Below are 23,105 nucleotides of genomic sequence, written 5' to 3' on the forward strand. Positions count from 1 at the left end.
GCCAACCTCACGGCAGCTGTGACTGGAACGCGCCCCACCGCGTGTGCACCCACTGCCGGATGTACTCCACCTCCTCCGCGTGGGTCTTGAAGTCCTGGCGCAGGTGCCAGTCCGGGAAGTTGCCGTACCCTCCGTCGCTCCCCGCCTCCGGCTTCGCGAAGTCGCGGTACTCCGTTGCCCACCGCGCCTCGTCTCGCTGCGCGTTCGGACCCAGCTCCTGCACGTAGCCGTCGATCATGGCCTGCACCGCGGCCTCGCTCAGCTCGTTCTTAAGGGCCTGGCGGTAGCGCTCGCGCATGGGGCCCGCGATGGTGGGCTCCGCCAGCATCCGCTTGAAGAGCAGGTTGTCATACGCATAGGTGGGCCGCGCCGTGGCGCTGGTGCGCGTGGTGTCGTAGTTCTGCCCGAAGCTCGCGTCCAGGTCCCACGGGATGAAGCGCCACGGTCCGCCCGCCTTGGGGTCATACGCGTGATAGGCGTTCTTCCCCTGCGAATCATTGCCCTGGATGAGCGTATTGAAGATCCACCAGTCCTCGTAGTCCCGCGCCTTCAGCTTCGTGCCGAACTCCTGGCGGAAGCCATCCGCGCTGGAGTCCGCCACCCACGCGACGAAGGCGTCCAGCGTGTCGAAGGCGTGGGCCTGGTTCTGCTCGGGCGTGCCCTCGTCCTTTTCGAAGCCGACGTGGAGGTGCTCCTTCGTCTGCCCATTGCGCTTGAGGCGGGAGAAGTTGGCGTCCGCGTCCACGCCCTTGAAGAGGTCCGAGTCGTCGTCGATGCCGTTCCACTCCATCAGCCGCTTGTCCACGTGGTCCGCCGCCGTGTAGAGGCCGCGGTACTTGTTGTTCGCGTACACCACCACGCTGAAGGTGCGGATGCGCACGGCGTCGGGTGACAGCCGGTTCCACAGGTCGAACGCCAGCCGCGAGCGCAGGTATGAGTTGTCATTGAACGGCGTGATCAGCACCAGGCGCTTGCGGTCCTTGAAGCCGTCGCCGAAGACGGGCTCGGAGAACAGGTCGTCCTCCGCGAACTTGAAGGTCAGGCTGCGCTTGGGGAACACGCTGGACGTGGCCCCGCGGTACTTCGCTTCCATCGTGAAGCGGTGGCCCCGGTACACCACCTCCGCGGGCCGGTAGCCTCCGGACGTCAGGCCCACGGCCGGGTCGAAGAACAGGTGCACCACGGGCAGCCCGTACTCCTCCGTGTAGGCCGCGGGGTCGACGATGTCGACCTTGCCCGACGCGTTGTCATTGTTGGCCACGCCCACCTTGAGCGTGCCCGTCTCGTCGGTGGTGCGCTCCTCCAGCGTGAGCATCCACACCGCGCCCTGGTTGAGCGCGGGCGTCCAACGCAGCGTGGCGGTGGACTCGTCGAACGTGGCGCCCTGAGGCAGGTTCTTCACCCCGAAGCGCAGCCCGGACTCCTTGAGGCCCGTCGCGCACGTCACCTGCGCGGTGAAGGCCTCGCCCTCCAGCACCCAGCGCGTGTGGCCCGCGGTGGGCGCGCAGGCCCGCGGTGCCGTGCCCGCATCCTCGGCTCCCGCGTCCGGCGTTCCGGTGCCCGCGTCGGACTGCGAACCCGTTCCCGCGTCGGATTGCGGGTGCGTGCCCGCGTCGGATTGCGGGTGCGTGCCCGCGTCGGAGTCCGTGCCGGAAGGCGTGTCGTTCGTGGGCGACTGGGTGTCACCGCCGCCGCACGCCACCAGAGCGAAGCACGCCAGCCCCGCCAGTCCCCGCGTCCACCATCGCCTTGTTCGCACCGAGCAGCGTCCCCCTTGCGTCACGGGCCTGTGACAGGCCGTGGAGGCAAGGGGTAGTCATCGTTCCGGAGTGCCGACACCCGCGCTTCAGGGTGATGTCGCACGCCCGACAGCGTCAACGTCAGTACGTCACGATCAAGCCAGCGTGCAGGCTGGAGTACGTCTCCTCGGCCGCGCCTCCGTTGTTCCAACCGGTGAGCGTGCCGGGCCCGGAGAAGCTGTCCTTGAAGTGCTCCAGGTGCCAGGCCACCTCGTAGCCGAACGGTCCCCAGATGTCCCCGGACACGCCCAGCTCCGCGCTCCAGCCGAAGCTGGACACGGACGTGCCGTAGTCGCGGACCTCCAGCGCCCGCCGGCCCCCGTCCGCGTCCGGCGAGTGCCCCGGCTTGGGCGACAGCAGGAGCCCGCCCGACGCGTCCAGCCGCACCGAGCTGAACAGCGGCACGGACAGGTCCACCGCCACGGACGGGAACACGCGGTGCGTGCCGGTCAGCGGGTTGTCCGTGGACTGCTCCACGTCGAACGCGCGCGTCTGGATGCCGGCGCGCGCGCCCACGTAACCCTGCTGCGGCCGCGTCGTGCCAAAGCGGAAGTAGTAGCGATACATCGCCTGCGCGGTGAAGGCCGTGTCCGTGGCGGACACCTCGCGCACCGGCGTCTGGCCGCCGTCCCCGGTGAGCGTCACGTCGGAATTGGAAAAGCCCCGCTGCGCCCCCAGCTTGAACCCCAGCCCGCGCAGCACCGACGGGGTGGCGCGCGCCAGGGGCAGCACCTCCACCTCCAGCGCCAGCCCCAGGTACGGATACGAAGACGTGAAGTCCGACGTGTCCCCGAGCTGATCCTCCTCCGGCAGCCTGTCGTACGCGCCGCAGCTGTCCACGCCGGGCCGCGCGCAGTAGCGCCGCCACGTCGCCGTCAGGGACAGGTTGAGCCGCACCCAGGTGGGCGCGCCCACCTCCGGCTCCGCCTTCGACTGCGCCTTGCCTGACGGTCCGGTGCCCAGCCGCAGCGACAGCCACGCGGGGGACTCCCGGGTGCCATGGAAGGCCGGCGGCGTCAGGACGTCGGAGGCCACCGCGGCCGGAGCCGACAGGGCTCCGACGAGGGCCAGGGTCCGCGGCAGTCCCGAGAGGACCCTCGCGCTTCGGGTGGTCGTCATGCTCCGGTCAGGTTCACCCAGCGCCGGGGCGAAGTCCAGGCTCGGGGCTCAGGCGTTCATCACGTGACCCACGCTGGCCGCGGAGGGCACCGGCGCGGGCTGCGGGGTGAGCGAAGGCGAGGAATCCTGGGACACCACGGGTGCAGGCTGGGATTCCTGCGCACGACCCAGGAAGTCGCGCCGGTAGATGCGCACCATGGCCATGAAGATGGACGCGATGAGCGGCCCCACCAGCAGGCCCATCATCCCGAACACCGCCAGCCCGCCGAACATGGACAGGAAGACGAGCAGCGGGTGCAGCGCCATGCGCGAACCGCACAGCCTGGGGCGGATGACGTTGTCGATGCTGCCCACCAGGAACGTGCCCCACGCGAGCAGGAACACGCCCTCGCTCACCCGGTTCGCCGCGACGAGGATGACGCCAATGGGCCCCCACACGAGCGCGGTGCCGCCCACCGGAACCAGCGCCACCAGCACCATGGCCGCCCCCCACACACCTGCGTGCGGCACGCCCGCGATGAGCAACCCCACGAAGCCCACCGCGCCCTGCACCAGCGCGGTGACGGTGTTGCCGTAGATGATGGCGTACGCGACGTCCGTGAACTCGTGGGAGAAGGCGTCGAAGTAGCGGCGCTCCAGCGGAATCAGCCGCGCCACCTCGTTCACCAGACGACGGCCGTCCAGGAAGAAGTAGTACATGGCGACCGTCATCAGGAACATGTTGACGATGAGCTCCGTGCCGGCGCCCACCACGTCCGCGAGCAGCCCCGCGCCGCCCGACACCGCCGTCATCAACAGGCGCTCCGTCTCCGAGCTCTCCGGATCGAAGTGCACGTAGCGGGAAAGGCCCCGGGGCAGGCTGTTGAGGAAATGGTGACGCAGGTCCACCTGATCCAACAGGTCCTGCGCCTGGCCCACGAACTGGAGCACCTCCCGGGCCACCATCCAGCCCACCAGGGCCAGCGGGGCGAGAATCAGCAGGAACACCGCGAGGGTGGACAGTCCGGCCGTCAGGGACTTGCGGCCCTGGAGCCGCCGGTCCAAGGAGTCCTGGATGGGCATGAACAGGACGACCAGGAAGCCGCCCAGCAGCACCGGCATCAGGAACGGCAGCAGAATGCGTGAAAAGAGAATCAGCGCGAGCGCGAACAGCCCCGCGAAGATGAAATTGGACCACCGCTTCGAATCGCCCGCCGTCACCGCCCCACCCCGTCCCCCAGAACGACTGCACACAACGTAGGAATGGTTATTCCCACCAGGAAGTCCGCTCCTCGCTTCACCAAGAGGCCATCCATGACTTCTGGACGTTTCGTTCCCCTGGCAGCCGTCGCCACCGCAGTGGTGTCCAGCACCTTCCTGATGCTCGCTCCCGCTGGCTGCGACGAGAGCCAGAGCGTGGCATGCACCGACAACTGCCCCGCCGTGGAGGGCGCGTATCCGCTGACGTTCCTGGGGGACGCGGGCCTGTCCGCCGAGTGCGTGAACCTGAACGTCCAGCCGCTGGCGGACGGCGAGGTGCTGAACATCCAGCGCACCGGGGGCAACGCGCTCACGGCCTCACTGGCGGGGGTGGCGCTGACGGGTCAGGTGTACGCGACCGGCGACCTGACGCTGATCGGCACGCCGCTGCCCAGCGGCGACGGCGGGGTGAGCGCCACCTACACCCTCACCGCGACCCACACCGGCGGAGCCGAGGACGGAGGCCTGGGCCAGAGCAACCTGACCGGGAACTTCAGCGGCCAGTTCTCACGCGTCCAGGGGACCAGCGCCCAAAGATGCAACGTGGCGCGCCCCTTCACGGCGACCCGGCAGTGAAGCCAGGGCCGCCGGGAGCGGCGCCAGGGCGGCAGAACTACTTCTTCTTGCCTTCGGCGGCTGCGGTCTTGGCGGCTTCCTTCTGCTTCTTGATCCGCTTCTTCCAGTGCTGACGGATCTTCATCTGCACGCGGCGGTGCTTGCTCTTGCTGTTGGCCATGTGGGTGGCTCCTGGTCTCCGGAATGGAGCAAAGGGGTGCTTACCTATCAGAAGCCTACGGGCTCCCGGAAGAGGAACCCTCGGGGTCCCCCGGGACAGGCGCCGCGTTCGCTTCCGGCGAGGGCCCTGGCGCCCCGTCCGGAGGGGGTTCGTTGGGGGCCGGACGGGTCGGGAAGGGAATGCCCTCCGCGCCGCGGACCTGGGTGGGCAGGGCGCTTCCCAGCGTCACCTCCCCCTCCCGGTCCTCGTCGCTGGGGCGCTCCTTGGAGGCCGGGGCGCTTGTCTGGTGGGGGCGCTTCTTCACCGAGGCGAAGATGGGACGGCAGGCGTCCACGAAGCGGCGGACCTCGTCCAGGGGCAGCGCCGGCGAGTAGTTGTCGTTCACCCCCGTCATGGGCTCCGCCATGCACATGGCGTTGAGGATGGCCTCCTCCGTGGCCTCCATCACGGCCTCGTAGAGGGGGTCCAAGCGCTGATCCAGGAGGATCTTCATCTTGTAGACCATCTTCTGGGTGCGCCTGGGGATGATGTTCGCGGTGGAGAAGCCCACCACGATTTCACCCGAGCCGTGCGCCGCGTAGCTGCCCACCCGGCCAATGCCCAGGCCCACGCGCTTGCAGAGGCGGTTGATCTGATGGCTCAGGAGCGGCGCGTCCGTGGCGACCACGGCGATGATGGAGCCGTAGGACTTGCCGCGGTGGGGGGTGTTCTTGAACTTCTCCACCAGCACTTCGCCCACGGGCAAGCCGCCCACGCGCAGGTTGTGCATCTTCCCGAAGTTGGACATGACGAGCACGCCCAGCGTGTAGCCGCCCAGCACCTCCGGCAGCTTGCGCGAGGACGTGCCGATGCCGCCCTTGAAGTCGCACGTCACCATGCCGGTGCCGCCGCCGACGTTGCCCTCCTGCACCGGCCCGGACTTCGCGGCGTTGATGGCGGCGAAGACGTGCTCCTGGCGCACGTGGCGGCCGGAGACGTCGTTGAGCCACGAGTCGTCGCACTCGCCCACCACGGGGATGATGACGTCGTGCTCGTCACCGATGCCCGGGTAGCGTTGGACCAGGTAGTTGGCCACGCCGTCGGACACGGCGCCCACGGCCATGGTGTTGGTGAGGAGGATGGGCGTTTCGACGAGGCCCCACTCCATGAGCTGCGTCATGCCGGAGACCTCGCCCGCGCCGTTGAGCACGAAGCCGCCTCCGCTCATGCGCTCCATGAAGATGTTGCCCAGGTTGGGCAGGATGGCCGTGACGCCCGTGCGCACCGGACCGTAGCCGGGGCGTAACGGCCCCGAGCCTTCGATGATGGTGGTGTGGCCCACCAACACGCCTTCCACGTCGGTGATGGCGTTGTACTTCCCCGGCTTGAAGCGCCCCAGCGGAAGTCCCAGCTCCCGCGCCCGGACCCTCGGCCCATTCTCTTCCGGTATCCGCACCATGGCGCCGACCGTACCCGACAATCTCCTACGGTCAACCCTGCTTTCCCTACCAACTGTCCCGAAGGTTCAGCCGCGTGCGGGCGGCTTCAGCCCCTCGACGAGCAGCCGCGTCTGCACGCGGGCGAGCGCCTCCGCGGCCTCCGCGCCCTGTTGGGACTCACCGAGCTGCTGGTCCACGAACAGCGAGGCGAGCCCGTGCACGAGCGACCACGCGGTGAGCGTGAGGGGCCGCGACTCGCCGGGGCGCAGGAGGCCCGCCGCCTGGCCGGCCTCGATGCTGCTCACCAGCAGCGTGAAGGCACCCTGCTCTCCTTCAGGCTCCGGGGGCGGTGACATGGGCCGGGTGAAGTGCGGGCCGAACATCACCCGGAAGTGCGGAGGGTGGCGCATGGCGAACAGCACGTAGGCCTCGCCCGCCGCGTACAGCCGCTCCAGGGGTCCGGTGTGCGGGGCCATGCGCTCGCGCATCTCGCGCGCCATGGCGCGGAAGCCTTCGTGCGCCACCGCCTCCAGCAGCGCCTCCTTGTCCGCGAAGTGCCGGTACGGCGCCGCGTGGGTGACGCCCGCCCGCCGGGCCACCTCCCGCAGGGACAGCGCGCCGAAGCCCTCCTCGGCGATGAGCGCCACCGCCGCGTCCACCAGCGCCTGGCGCAGGTCTCCATGGTGGTAGCGGCCCTTGTCCTCGGGTGCCTCCGCCGCCTGCTTCCGCTTGCCCCGCGTCGCCACCGTCCGTGCCTCCTCATGCGCCCACTGTCGCCCGCGTGACTTGACCATCCAGCGCGCGAAGTTTCCAGCGTCAACATCCATGTTGACACCGACAACATGTAATGTTTACAGTGTCTACAAGATGGGCGGCGCGGGGTTCTCTCGCGCCCTTCGTTGCACTGGAAAGGGAGCCGTCATGACGACCGCGATGAAGCAGACGATGTCCTCCTCCGCGCCGGGCTGGCTGCGGGCGTTCCGCACGCTCCCCCGCCAGCACGGCTTCGAGCCGCTGCGGGTGGAGGGCCAGGTGCCGGAGGGGCTGCGGGGCTCGCTGTACCGGGTGGGGCCGTGGACGTTCGACGTGCACGGCCGGCAGTACCAGCACTGGTTCGACGGGGACGGCGGGATGCTGGGCGTGCGCTTCGGCGCGGACGGGGTGACGGGCGCGTCGCGGCTGCTGGACACGCCCACCATGGTGGCGGAGCGCGAGGCGCACTCGCAGCGCTACGGCGCGTACGGCACGCCCACGCCGCTGCTGCACAAGCTTCGCAACGTGCGCAAGAACTCCGCGAACACGTCCGTGATGGCGTGGAACGGCAAGCTGTACGCGCTCTTCGAGGGCAGCATCCCGGTGGAGGTGTCCCAGGACGACCTGTCCACGCTGGGCGAGACGGACTTCGACGGCACGGTGGTGGAGACGTTCTCCGCGCACCCGCACCGCGTGCCGTCGCGCAAGGCGTCCTACAACTTCGGCATCCGCTACGGCCGCGAGACGCTGGCGGACCTCTACGCGCTGCCGGATGGCGGCAAGGCGCAGCGGCTGGGCGCGGTGAAGCTGCCGGGCGCGACCATGGTGCACGACTTCATCGCCACGGACCGCTACCTCGTCTTCTTCCTGTCACCGCTGCGCCTCAACCTCTTCCGCATGCTGCTGCGGATGGGCACGTACTCGGAGAACCTGCGGTGGAAGCCGGAGGCGGGCACGGAGGTGCTGGTGGTGCCCATCGATGACGTGGCGCACCCGGTGCGCATCACCACGGACGCCTTCTACCTGTGGCACTTCGGCAACGCGTACGAGCAGGGCGACACGCTGGTGGTGGACTACGTGCGCTATCCCGACTTCACGACGAACCAGTGGCTGGGCGAGCTGGTGCACGGCGCCACGTCCCTGGACGCGAAGGGCATGCTGCACCGGGCGGTGGTGGACCTGAAGGCACGCACCTTCCGCACGGAGCAGCGGCTGGACGTGAGCTGCGAATTCCCCCGCGTGGCCCCCGGCGTCGTGAACCGCGAGAACCACACGGTCTACGTGGGCACGCACCGCAGCGACGAAGCCCGGCGCGGCCTCTTCGACGGCGTGGCGCGCGTGGACATAGCCACGGGCCGCATGACGACGGCGTCCCTGGGCGAGGGCACCTACCCCTCCGAGCCCATCTTCGTCCCCCGCCCCGGCGGAAGCGCCGAGGACGACGGCTGGGTGCTCACCCAGGTGTTCGACGCGAAGTCGGACACGTCCCACATCGCCGTGCTGGACGCGCGCCACATGGAGGACGGACCCGTGGCGCGCTGCCACTTCGATCACGCCCTGCCGCCGACGTTCCATGGCGGCTTCGCGCCGACCAAATGACACTGACTCCCGCTTTCTCCGCTTTCCATACCATTTCAGCTTAAATGGTCGGAGGCGGGAAAACGGAGGCAGGACATGAGAAGGCTGTTGGCGGTGGCAGGACTGGTGGTGCTTGCGCTCACCGGGTGTCAGCCCGAGGCGCAGACGGATCCGAACCTGGCGGAGCAGGCCCAGGGCGCGACGAACGTGCCCGGGCTCTACGCCGTCTTCAACCAGCCGGACAACACGGGCACGCGGGACTACCGCATCAAGGACGAGGTTGCCCGGCTGATCCAAAACAGCCCCAAGGGTTCATACATCCGCATCGCCATGTTCCTGTGGACGACGGACCACCTGAACGCGGACATCAAGGCGGCGCTGTGCCGGGGCGTCATCGTGCGGCTGGTGGTGGACGAGCAGAACGGCGGCGCCGCTTCGGAGTTCTCCGCGGGCGGCGTCATCCATGACCTGAGCAGCTACGTGCCCCAGGCGGCGACGTGCCCGGACGGCTTGAGGCTGGAGCTCACGCGGTGCAACGGCACGGGCGCGGGCAGTGCGTGCATCGCGGGCTTCGACCGCGAGGGCACCATCATGCACGACAAGATCTTCACCTTCTCCACCACCACGGATCCGCAGGGCAACCGCATCCAGCGCGTCGTGGTGCAGGGCTCCTGGAACAACACCTACTCCCAGAACAACTACTGGAACGACATGGTCGTCAGCTACGAGGACTGGGACTGGTACGACTACTGGGTCGGCTACCACAACGACCTGCGCGGCGGCTCGAAGACGACGGACTACTACAACCCCACCACGGGCCAGGGATACTACAGCTCCCCCAACGCGCCGTGGACCGCCTACTTCTTCCCGCGCACGGGCAACGACAACGAGCTGTCCAGCGACACCGTGACGAACAACTTCACGGACTACATCAAGACGTACGTGTCGGGCTGCACGCTGGACGTGAACCAGAACCACTTCAACGACAGCCGCGTCATCGTGGCCACGGAGCTGGTGCGCATTGGCAAGCTGGGCTGCCGGGTGCGCGTGCTCTACACGGACATGGACGCGGGCATCAAAACGAAGCTCACCGGCGCGAAGAACATCACCCTGCGCCAGCTCTACGACGTCTCCGCCAACAACGTGAAGACGAGCGACGGCACGCCGCGCGAGGTGCTCACGCACAGCAAGCACTTCGTCTACTCGGGGAACTTCAACGGGACGGTGCGCAAGATGGTGCTGACGGGCTCGCACAACCTGTCCAAGAACTCGCTGCGCTACAACGACGAGAACCTGGTGAAGTTCTACTCGGACGCGCTGTGGCAGGCGTACCACGACAACTTCGAGAAGGGCTGGGCCCAGTCCCTCAACGACGGCTGAAATGAAACGGGGACGGCGCCTTTCGGGCACCGTTCCCTGCCCGCGCTTCAGCAACGCCCAAGCGCCGCTTCAACTCAGCAGGCCCTTAAAGATGCTCACAGCAATTACGCTCCACGCCAGCCACTTACCCATTAAACCACTACCCACCTACACCATCAAACTCACGATAAAGAGCCGCAATCAATTCAACACACACCATACAGAACGCAGCCGAAAATCCGATCGTAAACTCAAATCGATCTCGATGATTCCTCGCATTCCCCAAGCTCACAAGAAACTCAATAATCACAAACGTCGGCTTCGTTAGCCACTTCGCCTGCTGCGACACTTCCACTGTCCCCGTGGCCAGTCGAAGAATAGCGCAGTGCTCCCCTCTCTTATCCAGCGAAGGAAGCCGACGACTTGCGGGAAGCTTCTCTACAATTCCACCGACACCACTGAATTTCCAGTGTTGAACCCATGCCTCTGGAACACAACCATCTGGCGCCTCAGCATTCCACACGAACTCCAAGGCTCGCTCCACAATGTCACGCGCATTACCCAAACACCCAGCGGGATTACTGGAAACATCTTGAATCGCTCGCTTCACCAAGCGACGAAGCTCGGGATCTCCCCCACCAACATGCACCAGGCGGAGCTCGAGCAATGAACGGATGTTTGACTCATAATCATTCGGCTGCTCAAAAAGTCGTCTCGCGCTGCTTACATCCCCCTGCCTCCTTGTAGCGAGCCTTTCAATGAAGCGGTTCGCCAGCTTGACCTTGCTCCCGGGGCACACTGCGATGCCACGTTCCAGCAAGAACTTCAGGCGGTCGTCAGGAAAATCGGCTGCGGACAGTTCTCCACGTGTGAGTTGTACTATGTCGCCGCGATTCTCTTCGCCCCCATCCCTCCACATCGCCTCAAGAACCATACTCTCGCCAGCAAGGAGCCCATTCGCCGCCTCATCCACATCGCGTTTTTGCACTTGCTCAGGCGCAGACTCCAAGATGCGCTCTAAAAGCAGAGAGACAAGCGAGGGATTGCCGCCAGTCCAGTTGACTACCTCCTTCATCGCGGCGGCATCGAAGCTCATACCGAATGCCGAGGACAAGCCCCCCCAGTCCGCCTCATTAAATGGCCCAACGAGAAGAGGCGTACTATAAAAAATATTAAAAAACGGAGAATCACGAGCCTCAGGGTTGTAGCAAAGCTGCACCAATCGGTCTCGGGTGCCGGTCATGAGACTTAGTGAGTTCCGTTGGGCGAGCGCCCGTATACTGTTCCACAAATCGATTGGAATTTCTGGGTTCTGCAGGACCGCATCACATCCGTCTAGAGCGAGCAGCAAACGCTGCTCGCTTTCGGCCACAATATCGAGAGCGAACTTCAACTGATCATAGAGGCGTTCTACCGACCCGTTGAGATCAATCTCATCAGCCAAGAATGCAAACGACTGTCCGGATGTGGTCCTGAACATGTCGCGCAGCACCTCTCCCACTCTCTTAAGGGTTGCGTGGGTGGAAGTGGGTGGATTGTGCCGCAGGTCAACGACGCCTGCGCCAGCGAACAGTCTAGAACCCGCAGCGTGCTGGCGCACGACCTGCTGAAGCAAGGAAGTCTTGCCCATCGCTCGCGCCCCCACGATCGAGACGTGATGGCGGCCATGGAGCAACTCCTCTATTCGCTGAAGCAGCGAGGCTCGCCCCCAAAAAGTCGTCATGTTGATACGCCCCCCTGCGCCTCATTGACGGCTCTACGCCGCTGGGCTTCAGCATCCTCATTCTTGTTCATCCATAGTCCCATCAGCGGCAAGGCAAGTTCATACTGAGGCCCGTGCTCCGTGTTCCTCAGTCCGATTAGCTCAAGCTCAATGAGAAATCTGAGGTCGTCATCCACTAAGTCCACGGGAACAACTACACCAGCCTCCTCGAGGCGTTGAGTGAGCAGCGCCGCATTCATCCGGTGCGGTTCGTCAACAAGACGGTGACAGAGCCAGAGGAGATATCGTCGACGCTCGGTCGCCGCGCTGTTCCAAAGCACACGAAAATGCTCATTATCATAGACCATATGACTAGCGGCATCATCCACCTCAGCAGCTCGAATGCGCCGCCAATTATTGCGCTTTGCAAGTTCAAAAACCCGAGCACAGAGCGACTGGACCAAATAGGGTTGGCAGGCCGTCGTCCGTGTGATTGTCTGAATGGCATCCTCACTGAAGGCAAGGCGACCCTCCACAGGTCGCCTTACTAGGTCGGCGACCTCGGATGGAGCCAGCGGATCTACGCCGATCCGATGCCCAAACCCGAAAAGTGCTGACCAGTATTCTTCACGAAGGCGCTTGAGGCGACGCGATCCCGAAATAATGGCAGCGACGTTGGGGCGGGTCTGAAGCAAGTTGCGAATATTCTCCGGAACCAAGGGGCTTGTAACGCCGTTGTCGATACCAACCTTAAGCTTATCAAACTCATCAAGCATCAACAGCAGCCGCCTCGGGGCAATTGCAGCAACAACCATGTCAACGTAGATCTGCAATGCCTCATAGGGATCGATGCCAGAAAAATACACATCTAAATATTTCAAAAACCTAAAGCGAAAAGCATTAAGTTCAACCACAGATTCCATGCCCGGCAGGGGCACCTGCATGCCTGCCTTTGCGCAAGCGTCCCCAATGTCTCGAACGAGCATGCGGAAAACCTTCTCTGTTGGAATGCCGTCTCGCAGGGGATCCCCAATGGTCCCCTGGAGGCTGGATTCAACAAGGACACATCGGTCGACAAGCCCTATCTCTGGGCGCTGCAGTTGGCGCAGGATCGAGGTTTTCCCAGTGCGGCGATTGCCCTCAAGGAGAATTACCTTAGTGCCGCCGCCAACGTGAGTATGAATGTCGGCGAGCACGGCTTTGCGCCCAAAGAACATGCCCGGATCGTCGACAACGTCGCCCGCCACGTACGGACTGGTTCCGTAATCCAGCCACCGATCTCCAATTGGCGACTGTTCCATATGGAGAACTGGTGCAAAGGGACCGCTCGGCCCCCAATTGCTCCACATAAACCAGACCTGGACTTCAGATTCGCCTGTGAGGCCCTCTCCATCTGGTTTCTCGGCAGCCCAGTACAGAGGCTTCCTAACGCCACCACCGGATTCGTGTCCCTGCCAGTTCGATCCAGGTGGAAGTTCCAAATCGAGTTCGAAGCTTTGCCCCGGCTTTAATTCCTCAACGATGTGCACGTCTTGAAGCAGGCCAGGAACCTGCACCACGACGTCTCGGAGAGGCATCGCGCCTTGCAGCGTTACTTGGACTGTGGTGTGACTTTTTCCTTCGGCGTCCTTCCAGAATTCGCGCTCATCGTGCTTTACGGCAAGCTGTACCTGCGCAAGGAGGTCCAAGCGCTCTGTCTCTCCCCATTGCGCCAAACGCTCAATCAGGCGCGAAGCGTACCGCCCCAGCGCGCCGGGGAGGCGTCTCACTATTGGCATCGCCGCAACCGCCAAGTCCTGTGCGGCACTGACAGCCTCAAATGATGCTTCGCCTCCTCGACGCAGCGCCTGAGCAGGTACTGCCCCTAAAACCAGTAGAAGCTGGACTGCATCACCGGTTAGCTCGGCTCCACGCAGGAGATTCGAGTTAGCCATAGGATGCGCAACTGCATTGCGAAGTTGTCGCAGTTCCCTTAATGCCTCAAAAGTGAGGTTCCGGAGTTCTGATGATTCCGGAACTGCGTCTGCAATGAGGCGAGATAGCGCGGGACTGGTCCGGAAGAGACGCAGTAGCGGATCCTCATCGTCACCTGCAAGCACAAGTATCAGAGCATCTAGAGCGTCCCCTGGTTGATCTACAAGACGTCTTAACACTCGCTCCTGCACTGCAAGCGGCGGCACGGGCACCCTCACCATTCCCAATACGTTAAGCGGCAGATGGGCGATGGTCACGCCACGCGCAAGCCTGCGCAACAATGCCTGGAGCGTGTCGCTTGCCAACACAGCTGCAAGAAAGCGCGCATCAAGTGAGGGAGTCGTCGGTCGGAGAATTACTAGACCTTTCTGCGCGATCCCTACCACCACGTCCGAACTCACAAGAGCATCACGCGAAGTCGCGAACACCGTGCGAATATGCTGAACCTTGCCGATTGTGCCATCTATGGAGAGAAGCACATCTCCCCGCCGTACGAGTTGATCAGGTCGCGGAAGCCTAGCCGCTTTCGATGGGGATAGGTACCGGTCGCCAACTCGCACTACCCCATCGGATAGATCGCTGATGCGAAGCAGCGGCAGCGCGTTCTCGACACGATGGTCCGTTACAGCTTGGGGCGGCGGTTGAAAGCCCGAGACAATTTGCACTACATCTCTAAGAGCGACTAAGTCGACCTTGGCGGCTAACCCACTCAGGACATCGTCCGCAACTTCTCGTTCCGCTGGAACGACGAACTGCGCATCCATCTTAAGCAATTCAGAGACGGGAACATCTCGCACAGTGTGCGGTGCTACATCGTTGCCGGCCAAGAGGTCGCGAGCAAGATTGAAGCAGGCCGTTGCCGTTTCAGGTAGAACAACCAAATCGAGAAAACGCACTGAATCTGAAGGAGGGGCATTACGAACAAGCACCAGTGCCGGAGGGATACTCCGCAACCCTCGAAATGCTCTAGCCGGGAAGCGCAGAACGGCATCAATACGGTAGTTTTCGAGAAGCGACTTCCTCAGATCTCGGTCTGCCCCGCCACGCTCCAACAGCCCAGGGGGCACCGCTAGTACGGCACGTCCCCCAGCTCGAAGGGAGCGCACAGCATGCTGAGCGAACAGATTCTCGCTCGTACGTCCCTTAATTGGGAAGTCAAACAGATGGGAGCCTTCAACCTTCATTCCCCAAGGAGGATCTATGAAAACGCAGTCGAACCCTTGCTCTTGATGACGGCTAGCCACTTCACTCTCAAGAGCATCCCCGAGCATCAGTGCAGGGCGGGCGCCTCCGAGCAGAAGTTGCACAAAGGCAACGAGATATAGGTCTGGCTGACGCTCAACACCAAACAACGGAGATTCCTGAACTCGCGTCGATTCGCCTAGCGCGACCTCACCAGCTTTATTCCTCAGCACATGGCTCACCTCGATCAGCAGGCTGCCGGTGCCAAAGCAAGGGTCGTAGATGCGCTCGCCAGGACAAGGATTCGCGAGAGCTACCATTAACTGGCTGACGAGCCGCGGCGTAATGAACTCGCCACCGAAACGCGTGAGTTCAAGCGCTCGGAGCACAACCTCAGTTAACGCCTCGCCTGCCATGCGACGTGCAGCGGGCGTGTCGAAGGGGAGTTCATTGACCCAGGCCATCATGGCCGCAAGAAAACGACCGCTGGGAAGCTGCACTTCGTGCGGCATTTCTTCAACGGAGGCTGGAAGCATAAGAGCAGAATGAATGCCGCTCCAGAGGACGCGCACCTCGCTCTCGCTCAGCGGACGAGGAGCCTCACACCAAGTAGCCCAGCGAAGCCCTTTAGGGAGGATGGTCTGCGGCTTCTCGCCCTTGAGGACTGCTACGGTCTCCCGCTCAGCATCGTGCGCGTCGGCCCATCGAAGCGCGACGAGCGTCGCAAGCGGTCCAACAACCGCATCCAATGTGTGGGTCGAAAGGCCATCGGCTCGCGCTGCCTCAAGCAAGGGCCAATATGTTGGAGTCGAGGACACTGGACAGAACTCTCGCGACAAGGGGGGGCATCCTTATAGCTCAACCTTGTAGCCATGAAGCCACCCGGGGAGGGCTTGGAAAAGCCTTGGAACGATTTCGAGCCCTCCCTGCATTTCGCCTACACCGTGACGAACAACTTCACGGACTACATCAAGACGTACGTGTCGGGCTGCACGCTGGACGTGAACCAGAACCACTTCAACGACAGCCGCGTCATCGTGGCCACGGAGCTGGTGCGCATTGGCAAGCTGGGCTGCCGGGTGCGCGTGCTCTACACGGACATGGACGCGGGCATCAAAACGAAGCTCACCGGCGCGAAGAACATCACCCTGCGCCAGCTCTACGACGTCTCCGCCAACAACGTGAAGACGAGCGACGGCACGCCGCGCGAGGTGCTCACGCACAGCAAGCACTTCGTCTACTCGGGGAACTTCAACGGGACGGTGCGCAAGATGGTGCTGACGGGCTCGCACAACCTGTCCAAGAACTCGCTGCGCTACAACGACGAGAACCTGGTGAAGTTCTACTCGGACGCGCTGTGGCAGGCGTACCACGACAACTTCGAGAAGGGCTGGGCCCAGTCCCTCAACGACGGCTGAAATGAAACGGGGACGGCGCCTTTCGGGCACCGTCCCCTTCCCTGCCCGCGCTTCAGCGGACGCTCAGGACTTGAGCTCCGGACGCGGCGGAGGCGTCGGCTCCTGCGGTGAGGCCGAGGCGGCGGCAGTGGCGTTGGCCCGCGCGTTCTGCTCCTCGATCCGCTGCACGACCTTGTTGAGCGGCGGTGCGTGGGTACCGGCCGGGTTCTCCGTCTGGGCCCGGCGTGCCTCGCGCTCCTTGTAGCGGCGGATGGCGGGGGCCATGATCTCGCCAATCAGCGTCCGGTAGTCCATGCCGGCGCCCGCCGCGATGAGCACCAGGTCGCTCCAGCCGGGCGTGAGGCCAGGCAGCGGGTTGCACTCGATGAAGTAGATGCGCCCCTTGTCGTCCATGCGGAAGTCGATGCGCGCCACGTCGCGGCACCCCAACGCCATGAACGAGTTGCGCGCCGCCGTGCGCAGCTTCTCCAGCAGCGAGGGTTCGATCTTCGCGGGCGCGTCGTAGCGGATGCGGTCCGTCCAATCCAGCTTGTGCTGGAAGCTGTAGACCGGGTTCTTCTCCGCCTTGTCCAGGAAGACGATCTCCATGGGCGGCAGCACGCGCGGACGACGCTCGCCCAACAGGCCCACCGTGAACTCGCGGCCGCCGATGTACTCTTCAATCAGCGCGGGCTGCTGGTACTTGCCGGCGATCTCCTTCACCACGTCGCGCAGCTCCGTCTCGGAGTAGCAGACGCTCTTGGTGACGACGCCCTTGGAGCTGCCCTCCGCCACCGGCTTCACGATGAGCGGGAAGGAGGTGAACTCCTTGTTGAGGCGCTCCTTGCCCGTGACCATCAGCTGGAAGTTGGGCGTGAGGATGCCCGCCTGACGGACGATCTTCTTCGCCAGCGCCTTGTCCAACGCGAGCGACAGCGTGGCCGGATCAGAGCCCGTGTACGGGATGTCCAGCAGCTCCAGCATCGCCGGCACCTGGCTCTCGCGGTTGCGGCCCTTGAAGCCCTCCGCGATGTTGAAGACGACGTCCAGCGGCGTGCTGGAGAGCACCGTCGGCAGCTCCGCCGTGGCCTCCAGGTCGATGACCTCGTGGCCCCAGGAGGCGATGGCCTCGCGGATGGCCTGGAGGGTGTTGGGCGAGTCGTACTCGGCCTCGCTGTCCTCCTGCACCGTCTCCGCCGTGGCGCTGGGCTTCACGCGCTTCACGTTGAAGCTGAAGCCCACGCGCAGCGGACCGGACTTGCGCGCGGGCCTGCCCTGCCGGCTCTTGGAGTCGCGGATCTTGTGACGCTTGCCCGCGCTCTGGATGATGGAGTTGATGACCCCGTCCAGGTGCAGCCCTTCCAGCTCCGCCGCGGCGTAGATGCCGGCGCCCGGCTCCAGGCTGGGCAGCGCGTTGATCTCCAGGAAGTACGGCACGCCCGCGTCGGACACGCGGAAGTCCAGCCGGCCCAGGTCGCGGCAGTCCAGCACCTGGAGGATCTTCTGCGCCATGGTGCGGACGTCCTCGGACATCTTCGCCGGGATGTTCGCGGGGGCGCGCACGGAGACGGCCTTCTCCCGGCGCGTCTTCAGCTCGTAGTCGTAGATGGCGTACTTGCGGCCCTGCGCGGCCTCCGGGTCGATGACGTACTCCACCGGCGCGAGCACGCCGTCGAAGTCGTTGTCCACCGCGGCCAGGAACGGCACCGTGAGGTCGCGCCCGCTGATGTACTCCTCCACCAGCACGCCCGCCGGGTACTTCTCCAGCGCCTTGGCCACCTTCTCCCGCGCCTGCTCCAGCGTCTCCGCGACGGAGTCCTGGGTGATGCCCTTGGAGGAGCCCTCGAAGTTGGGCTTCACGATGACGGGGAAGCGCAGGTTCTCCGGCTGCAGCTCGCTGAGCTTCTCCACGTACTGCCAGCCCGGCGTGCGGATGCCGTGCTTGGAGAGGATGAGCTTGGTGAGCTGCTTGTCCAACGTGAGCGCCAGCGCGTACGCGTCCGAGCCCGTGTACGCGAAGCCCAGCTCGTCGAAGAGCGCCGGGTAGAACGCCTCACGGAAGCGGCCGCGGCGGCCTTCCGCCGTGTTGAAGATGAGGTCCGGGCTGTACGCCTCCAGGCGGGCGACGGTGCGCGACGCGGGGCCGCTCACCTCGAAGCGCTCCAGGCGATGGCCCAGCCGCTCGATGGCTCCCGCCAGCGTGTTCACCGTCTCCTGCGTGTCGAACTCCGCCTCTTCTTCCGAGTCCGAAAGCCGCAGGTTGTAGGTCAGCGCGATGCGCATGGCTTACCCCGTCTCCCTTTCCTGAATGCCTTGCCGCGGCGCACTTTCGCCGCTGACATCAAACGACCCGGGGCGCGCGTGGCGGCCACCGGCGTGCGGGCTGCAACCGTCGCGCCCGCGACAACCTTCCCGTCCACCACCTGCGTCTGCGCCCAGGTGTCCCCCAGCCGCAGGCCCAGCGGGTCGCGCAGCACGCGCCACGCCTCCACGCCGCCCATCACCACGAAGCCCGCCAGGGCGGCCACCACGCCATGCGGCGCGGGCATCATCCCCAGCAGCACCACCAGCGCGAGCGGCGCGTTGCGAAGCGTGCTGTCACGGTGCCGCGCGGCCGAGCGCGTGGGCAGGTGCATCACCTTCACGCCGAAGATGCGCTTGCCCACGCTCTGCCCCTGGAGCATCCCGTCCGCGAGCAGCAGGAACAGCAGCGCCACCACCGCGCCCGCCGCGCCACACACCACGTACAGGCCCCAGGCCACCGCGCAGTCGATGATGCGCGCGCCCAGGCGCAGGAGCAGCGACGCCTTCGGGTACGGGGAGTCCGGCCCCGCGTCCTCCTGCACCAGCCGCAGCACGCGGCCCGCGCTCCGGCCTTCCGCCATGAGACTGCGATCGGGGGCGGTGCTCACTCCTCGGGCTCCAGCGTGAGACCCTCTTCGGTGGGCTCCGGCTCGTCCAACCCCGCCAGCTTCGCCAGCCGCTCGTGCGCGGACAGCGGGTGGACGAAGGGCACCACCGTCTGCGCGTGCTCTCCGGCGTGCTCCGCCGCCAGTCGCGCCGTGGGGCTTCCGCCTTCCGACATGCGCAACAGCTTCTGCCGCGCGTTGTCTTCGTCGTGCCGCGCGGCCTCGCCCTCGCGGGTGAAGAAGATGAAGGCCATGGCCGGGCGCTTGGAGGACTCGCGCATCGCGAACTGCACGCCGTCCAGGTTCCAACCCTTGGCCGTCCACTCGTTCAAGGTGCGCTCCAGCGCTCCCTCGTCCACCGTGGACAGCTCCACCACTTTGTACTGCAACGGCCCGGGTTCACGGACCACCGGAGCGCGGCCCTTCCCGGGGCGCTGGCTCGACGGGGTGCGCGGTGCAGGGCCCTTACGGACCTTGGACGTCGCGCCACGTCTGGGCGGAGGCTTCTCGGTTCTGCGTCCCGGCCGCTTCTTCTTTGTGGGCATCGTTGTGGGGACCATTTGGGCGCAAGCGGCGGAAGCGATCAAGCCTTCCGCCGAACACGGGCGCCCGGGTGTCGCCTACAGGAGCTTGGCCGCTTCCAGGGCGTGGTAGGTGATGACCAGGTCGGCGCCCGCGCGCTTGATGGATGTGAGGACCTCCAACATCACGCGCTCGTAGTCCACCCAGCCGTTCTGCCCGGCGGCCTTGAGCATCGCGTACTCGCCGGAGACGTTGTACGCGGCGAGCGGCAGATCGAAGTTCTCCCGCAGCGCGCGGATGACGTCCAGGTACGACAGCGCCGGCTTCACCATGATGAAGTCCGCGCCCTCCTCCACGTCCAGCGCCGTCTCGCGGATGGCCTCGCGCACGTTGCCGGGGTCCATCTGGTAGCCACGGCGGTCGCCGAACTGCGGCGTGCTCTGCGCAGCCTCACGGAACGGACCGTAGAAGCCAGAGGCGTACTTCGCCGAGTACGCCATGATGGGCGTGTCCTGGTGCTTCACCTCGTCCAGCGCCTTGCGGATGGCGCCGATGCGGCCGTCCATCATGTCCGACGGAGCGATGATGTCCGCGCCCGCCTGCGCGCAGGTGACGGCCATCTGGGCCAGCAAGGGCAGCGTGGCGTCATTGGCCACGTGGTTGCCGTCCAGCACGCCGCAGTGGCCGTGGTCGGTGTACTCGCACAGGCACACGTCCGCGATGACTTGCAGGTCCGGCTCCGCGGCCTTGATCTCCCGGATGGCGCGCTGGACGATTCCGTCCGTCGCGTATGCCTGGGTGCCGCGCGCGTCCTTGTGGTCCGGGATGCCGAAGAGGATGACGGACGGCACGCCCAGTGACTTCGCGAGCTTCGCCTCCTTCACCGCGTGCTCCAGCGAGAAGTTGAAGACGCCCGGCATGGAGGAGATGGGACGGCGAACGTCCCGGCCTTCCACGACGAACAGCGGATAGATGAAGTCCGTGGGCGAGAGACGCGTCTCTCTCACCATGTCACGGAGGGCCGCCGAGCGGCGCAGCCGGCGGGGACGGTGGACGGGGTGGGCCATGGGTCGCCGGTATAAACCGCCGGGCCCCGCGCTTCACCCCTTCCGCGTCCTGAATCCGCCTGCTCAGCCGGCGACGGGGCGCCAGGTCAGCTGCTGGCGGCGGGAATCGCGCGCCAGGCGGTCGGCCCGCCGCCCGGCCAGGTCAGCCTCGTACAGCGCCCGGGCGTAGCGCACCCGCGCCGCCTCGGTCCCGGTGTTCAGCTCCCGCTCGGCGGCCTCCAGCTCACGGCGCGCGTCCTGAAGCTGCTGCTCGGTCCCGTTTGCCCACGTCATTCCCATGTCTCCTGTTTGGTGTGTCCGCGAGGGTTGGCGTTTCGTCCCGCGGGTCGATGACTGGCATTGCAGGGTCTGGACCAGGGGCACCGTTGGAACTCCCAGGAGTGCAACGCCCGGGAAAGACGAGGTGTCGCGTCGCGCCACGCGCTCTCCGGGTGCGCAATGACTTTCCCAGCGGCGCGAACGCGGGAACGCGGAGGGGCAACCCGCATGCAGGGCCGCCCGTCCCTCCCCCGAGGGCACTGGTTTCCATGCGGGTGCAATCATCCGCCCAGCGGGTCGTCTACAGTCGTAACCGTGACGACTCCTCCTCCCGCCCTTGAAGTGCAGGGCCTGCGAAAAACGTATCGCCGAGCGTTCGGACGCGGCGGCCATGAAGCCCTCCGGGGCATGGACCTCCACGTCCCGGCGGGCAGCGCGTTCGGGCTGATTGGCCCCAACGGCGCGGGCAAGACGACCTTCATCAAGAGTGTGCTCGGCATCGTCCGGCCCACCGCGGGCACGGTGCGCGTGCTGGGCGGGTCGCCGGAGGATCCCGCCATCCGCGCGCGCATCGGCTACCTGCCGGAGCGGCTGCACCTGCCCGGCACGTGGAAGTCGCCCGCGTTCCTGGCCACCGTGGCCCGGCTCAAGGGGCTCAAGGTCGACGCGCCCGCGCACGCGCGGCTGCTGGAGCGCGTGGGGCTTTCAGACGCGGTGGACCGGCGCATCGGCGGCTACTCCAAGGGCATGCGGCAGCGGCTGGGACTGGCGGCGGCGCTGTTGGGAGACCCGGCGCTGCTCGTGCTGGACGAGCCCACGGACGGAATCGACCCCATGGGCCGGCTGGAGGTGCGCCGCATCCTCCAGGAGGAGGTCCAGAAGGGCGTGACGCTGTTCCTCAACTCGCACCTGCTGGCGGAGACGGAGCGCGTGTGTGACCGCGTGGCCATCCTCGCGGACGGGCGCGTGCTGCGCGAAGGACGGCTGGAGGAGCTGGCGAAGGCGGGGGCCCGCTGGCGCGTGCGCTTCGCGCCCGGCGCGGACACCCAGGCGCTGACGGCGGAGGGCTTCATGCAGGCCGGGAGCGGCCGCGAGGAAGGCGTGTACACGGTGGACGCGGCGGACGTGGCGGTGCTCAACGCGGCGCTGGACAAGGCGAGGGCCCGGGGCGCGCTGCTGATGGAGCTCAAGCGCGAGGGCGCGGACCTGGAGGCGGTGCTCCTGGGCGCCGTGGGCGGGCTGGGGGTGGCGGCGTGAAGAGCCCTGTCTTCGTCATCGCCGGCTACGTGCTGCGCGAGGCGGCGTCGCGCAAGTTCATCATGGCCTTCATGGTGGGGCTCACGCTGGTGCTGGCCACCGTGGCGCTCAGCCTCAAGCTGGAGGTCGTGGACGGAGCGCTCGCGGCGACGCGCCTGTTCGGCGAGGTGATGCGCTCCAACATCATGTCCGTGGACGTGGCGCTGCGGCCCATGTACCGCGCGGCGGCGTACCTGGTGTTCTACGGCGGCATCCTCTTCGGCATCGTCGCGTGCTCGGACTTCGCGCCGGGGCTGTTGTCTCCCGGCCGCATCGAGCACCTGCTCTCCCTGCCCCTGCAGCGCTGGCACCTGCTGGCCGGCACGTTCCTGGGGGTGATGACGCTGGCCCTGGGCGGCACGGTGTACGCCGCGGGCGGGCTGACGCTCATCTTCGGGGTGAAGACGGGGTACTGGACGGCGGGGCCGCTCGTCGCCGGGGGACTGGCGTGCGTGGGGTTCGCGGCGGTGTACGCGGTGATGCTCACCACGGCGACGCTGGTGCGCAGCGCGGCGCTGTGCTCGGCGGCGGGCTTCGTGCTGCTGGTGGGCGGCATCCTCGCGGGCTTCCGCGCGGACGTGTCGCGCTACCTGGAGTCGGGCTTCGGCCGCACGGCGTTCGACGCGGTGACGCTGGTGCTGCCCCGGCTGTCCGCGCTGGCGTCGCGCGCGGCGGACCTGGCCAGCTCCACGCCGATGGAGAAGGGTTCGCTGGGCATGCTGCTGGGCGGCGTGCTGGTGTTCGGATTGGGGGCCCTCTCCGTGGGCTTCTGGCACTTCGAAGGAAAGGACTGCTGA

19 protein-coding genes are annotated in these 23,105 nt (G+C 65.9%); 6 read left to right on the forward strand and 13 right to left on the reverse strand.

Annotated elements, in window-relative coordinates:
* Positions 1–7: 7 nt before the first annotated feature.
* The 3 genes from D7X99_RS16565 to D7X99_RS16575 all read right to left on the reverse strand — a co-directional run bounded on the left by D7X99_RS16565 (position 8) and on the right by D7X99_RS16575 (position 4,118).
* Positions 8–1,759 (reverse strand): CotH kinase family protein, encoded by a 1,752-nt coding sequence (locus D7X99_RS16565; protein ID WP_121778654.1) that lies wholly within the window; start codon positions 1,757–1,759, stop codon positions 8–10.
* 121 nt (positions 1,760–1,880) lie between these two features.
* Positions 1,881–2,918, reverse strand: coding sequence for a hypothetical protein (locus D7X99_RS16570; protein ID WP_121778655.1), 1,038 nt, complete (start codon positions 2,916–2,918; stop codon positions 1,881–1,883).
* Between the two features lie 48 nt (positions 2,919–2,966).
* The gene (locus tag D7X99_RS16575; protein WP_121778656.1) at positions 2,967–4,118 is read right to left on the reverse strand and encodes an AI-2E family transporter; all 1,152 of its coding nucleotides are present in this window, start codon (positions 4,116–4,118) and stop codon (positions 2,967–2,969) included.
* A 93-nt stretch (positions 4,119–4,211) separates the two neighbouring features.
* Here D7X99_RS16575 and D7X99_RS16580 point away from each other — a divergent pair, with 93 nt between their 5' ends.
* Positions 4,212–4,733, forward strand: coding sequence for a hypothetical protein (locus D7X99_RS16580; RefSeq protein ID WP_121752695.1), 522 nt, complete (start codon positions 4,212–4,214; stop codon positions 4,731–4,733).
* Between the two features lie 37 nt (positions 4,734–4,770).
* Here the strand turns inward: D7X99_RS16580 and D7X99_RS16585 are convergent, their stop codons facing one another.
* The 3 genes from D7X99_RS16585 to D7X99_RS16595 form a co-directional block, all read right to left on the reverse strand.
* Complete coding sequence (locus D7X99_RS16585; protein ID WP_120560766.1) at positions 4,771–4,893, reverse strand: aminopeptidase; 123 nt, start codon at positions 4,891–4,893, stop codon at positions 4,771–4,773.
* 55 nt (positions 4,894–4,948) lie between these two features.
* On the reverse strand, positions 4,949–6,331 hold the full coding sequence (locus D7X99_RS16590; protein WP_120594956.1) for a P1 family peptidase: 1,383 nt from the start codon (positions 6,329–6,331) through the stop codon (positions 4,949–4,951).
* A 66-nt stretch (positions 6,332–6,397) separates the two neighbouring features.
* Complete coding sequence (locus D7X99_RS16595) at positions 6,398–7,057, reverse strand: TetR/AcrR family transcriptional regulator (RefSeq protein WP_121778674.1); 660 nt, start codon at positions 7,055–7,057, stop codon at positions 6,398–6,400.
* Positions 7,058–7,232: 175 nt separating this feature from the next.
* Between D7X99_RS16595 and D7X99_RS16600 the strand changes: the two genes are divergently transcribed.
* Both D7X99_RS16600 and D7X99_RS16605 read left to right on the forward strand, forming a co-directional pair.
* The gene (locus D7X99_RS16600; RefSeq protein WP_121778657.1) at positions 7,233–8,663 is read left to right on the forward strand and encodes a carotenoid oxygenase family protein; all 1,431 of its coding nucleotides are present in this window, start codon (positions 7,233–7,235) and stop codon (positions 8,661–8,663) included.
* A gap of 75 nt (positions 8,664–8,738) precedes the next feature.
* Entirely contained in the window at positions 8,739–10,022 is a 1,284-nt protein-coding gene (locus D7X99_RS16605; RefSeq protein ID WP_121778658.1) for a phosphatidylserine/phosphatidylglycerophosphate/cardiolipin synthase family protein, read from the forward strand.
* Between the two features lie 139 nt (positions 10,023–10,161).
* On the opposite strand, the gene D7X99_RS16610 is transcribed toward D7X99_RS16605, so the two are convergent.
* On the reverse strand, positions 10,162–11,724 hold the full coding sequence (locus tag D7X99_RS16610; RefSeq protein WP_120575510.1) for an AAA family ATPase: 1,563 nt from the start codon (positions 11,722–11,724) through the stop codon (positions 10,162–10,164).
* Positions 11,721–15,395: an N-6 DNA methylase gene (locus tag D7X99_RS16615; RefSeq protein WP_121778675.1), complete on the reverse strand. Its 3,675-nt coding sequence runs from the start codon at positions 15,393–15,395 to the stop codon at positions 11,721–11,723. The genes D7X99_RS16610 and D7X99_RS16615 overlap by 4 nt, the downstream gene beginning before the upstream one ends.
* 357 nt (positions 15,396–15,752) lie before the next feature.
* Between D7X99_RS16615 and D7X99_RS16620 the strand changes: the two genes are divergently transcribed.
* Positions 15,753–16,277 (forward strand): phospholipase D family protein, encoded by a 525-nt coding sequence (locus D7X99_RS16620; RefSeq protein WP_158624352.1) that lies wholly within the window; start codon positions 15,753–15,755, stop codon positions 16,275–16,277.
* A 63-nt stretch (positions 16,278–16,340) separates the two neighbouring features.
* On the opposite strand, the gene D7X99_RS16625 is transcribed toward D7X99_RS16620, so the two are convergent.
* From D7X99_RS16625 to D7X99_RS16645, 5 genes are all read right to left on the reverse strand, one after another.
* The gene (locus D7X99_RS16625; RefSeq protein ID WP_121778659.1) at positions 16,341–18,539 is read right to left on the reverse strand and encodes an ATP-grasp domain-containing protein; all 2,199 of its coding nucleotides are present in this window, start codon (positions 18,537–18,539) and stop codon (positions 16,341–16,343) included.
* Positions 18,524–19,141 carry an RDD family protein gene (locus D7X99_RS16630; RefSeq protein WP_120594961.1) on the reverse strand — a complete coding sequence of 206 codons (618 nt, stop codon included), beginning with the start codon at positions 19,139–19,141 and terminating at the stop codon, positions 18,524–18,526. The genes D7X99_RS16625 and D7X99_RS16630 overlap by 16 nt, the downstream gene beginning before the upstream one ends.
* Before the next feature lie 23 nt (positions 19,142–19,164).
* Complete coding sequence (locus D7X99_RS16635; RefSeq protein WP_233601627.1) at positions 19,165–19,575, reverse strand: hypothetical protein; 411 nt, start codon at positions 19,573–19,575, stop codon at positions 19,165–19,167.
* Positions 19,576–19,785: 210 nt separating this feature from the next.
* Entirely contained in the window at positions 19,786–20,754 is a 969-nt protein-coding gene (gene hemB, locus D7X99_RS16640) for a porphobilinogen synthase (protein ID WP_121761428.1), read from the reverse strand.
* 63 nt (positions 20,755–20,817) lie between these two features.
* Positions 20,818–21,027: a hypothetical protein gene (locus D7X99_RS16645; RefSeq protein ID WP_120594963.1), complete on the reverse strand. Its 210-nt coding sequence runs from the start codon at positions 21,025–21,027 to the stop codon at positions 20,818–20,820.
* Positions 21,028–21,420: 393 nt separating this feature from the next.
* Here D7X99_RS16645 and D7X99_RS16650 point away from each other — a divergent pair, with 393 nt between their 5' ends.
* On the forward strand, positions 21,421–22,269 hold the full coding sequence (locus D7X99_RS16650; protein ID WP_233613454.1) for an ABC transporter ATP-binding protein: 849 nt from the start codon (positions 21,421–21,423) through the stop codon (positions 22,267–22,269).
* A 62-nt stretch (positions 22,270–22,331) separates the two neighbouring features.
* Positions 22,332–23,105, forward strand: coding sequence for a hypothetical protein (locus D7X99_RS16655; RefSeq protein ID WP_233613456.1), 774 nt, complete (start codon positions 22,332–22,334; stop codon positions 23,103–23,105).

Origin of the sequence: Corallococcus sp. AB032C, from assembly GCF_003668935.1 — a bacterium.
Lineage (GTDB): Bacteria > Myxococcota > Myxococcia > Myxococcales > Myxococcaceae > Corallococcus > Corallococcus exiguus.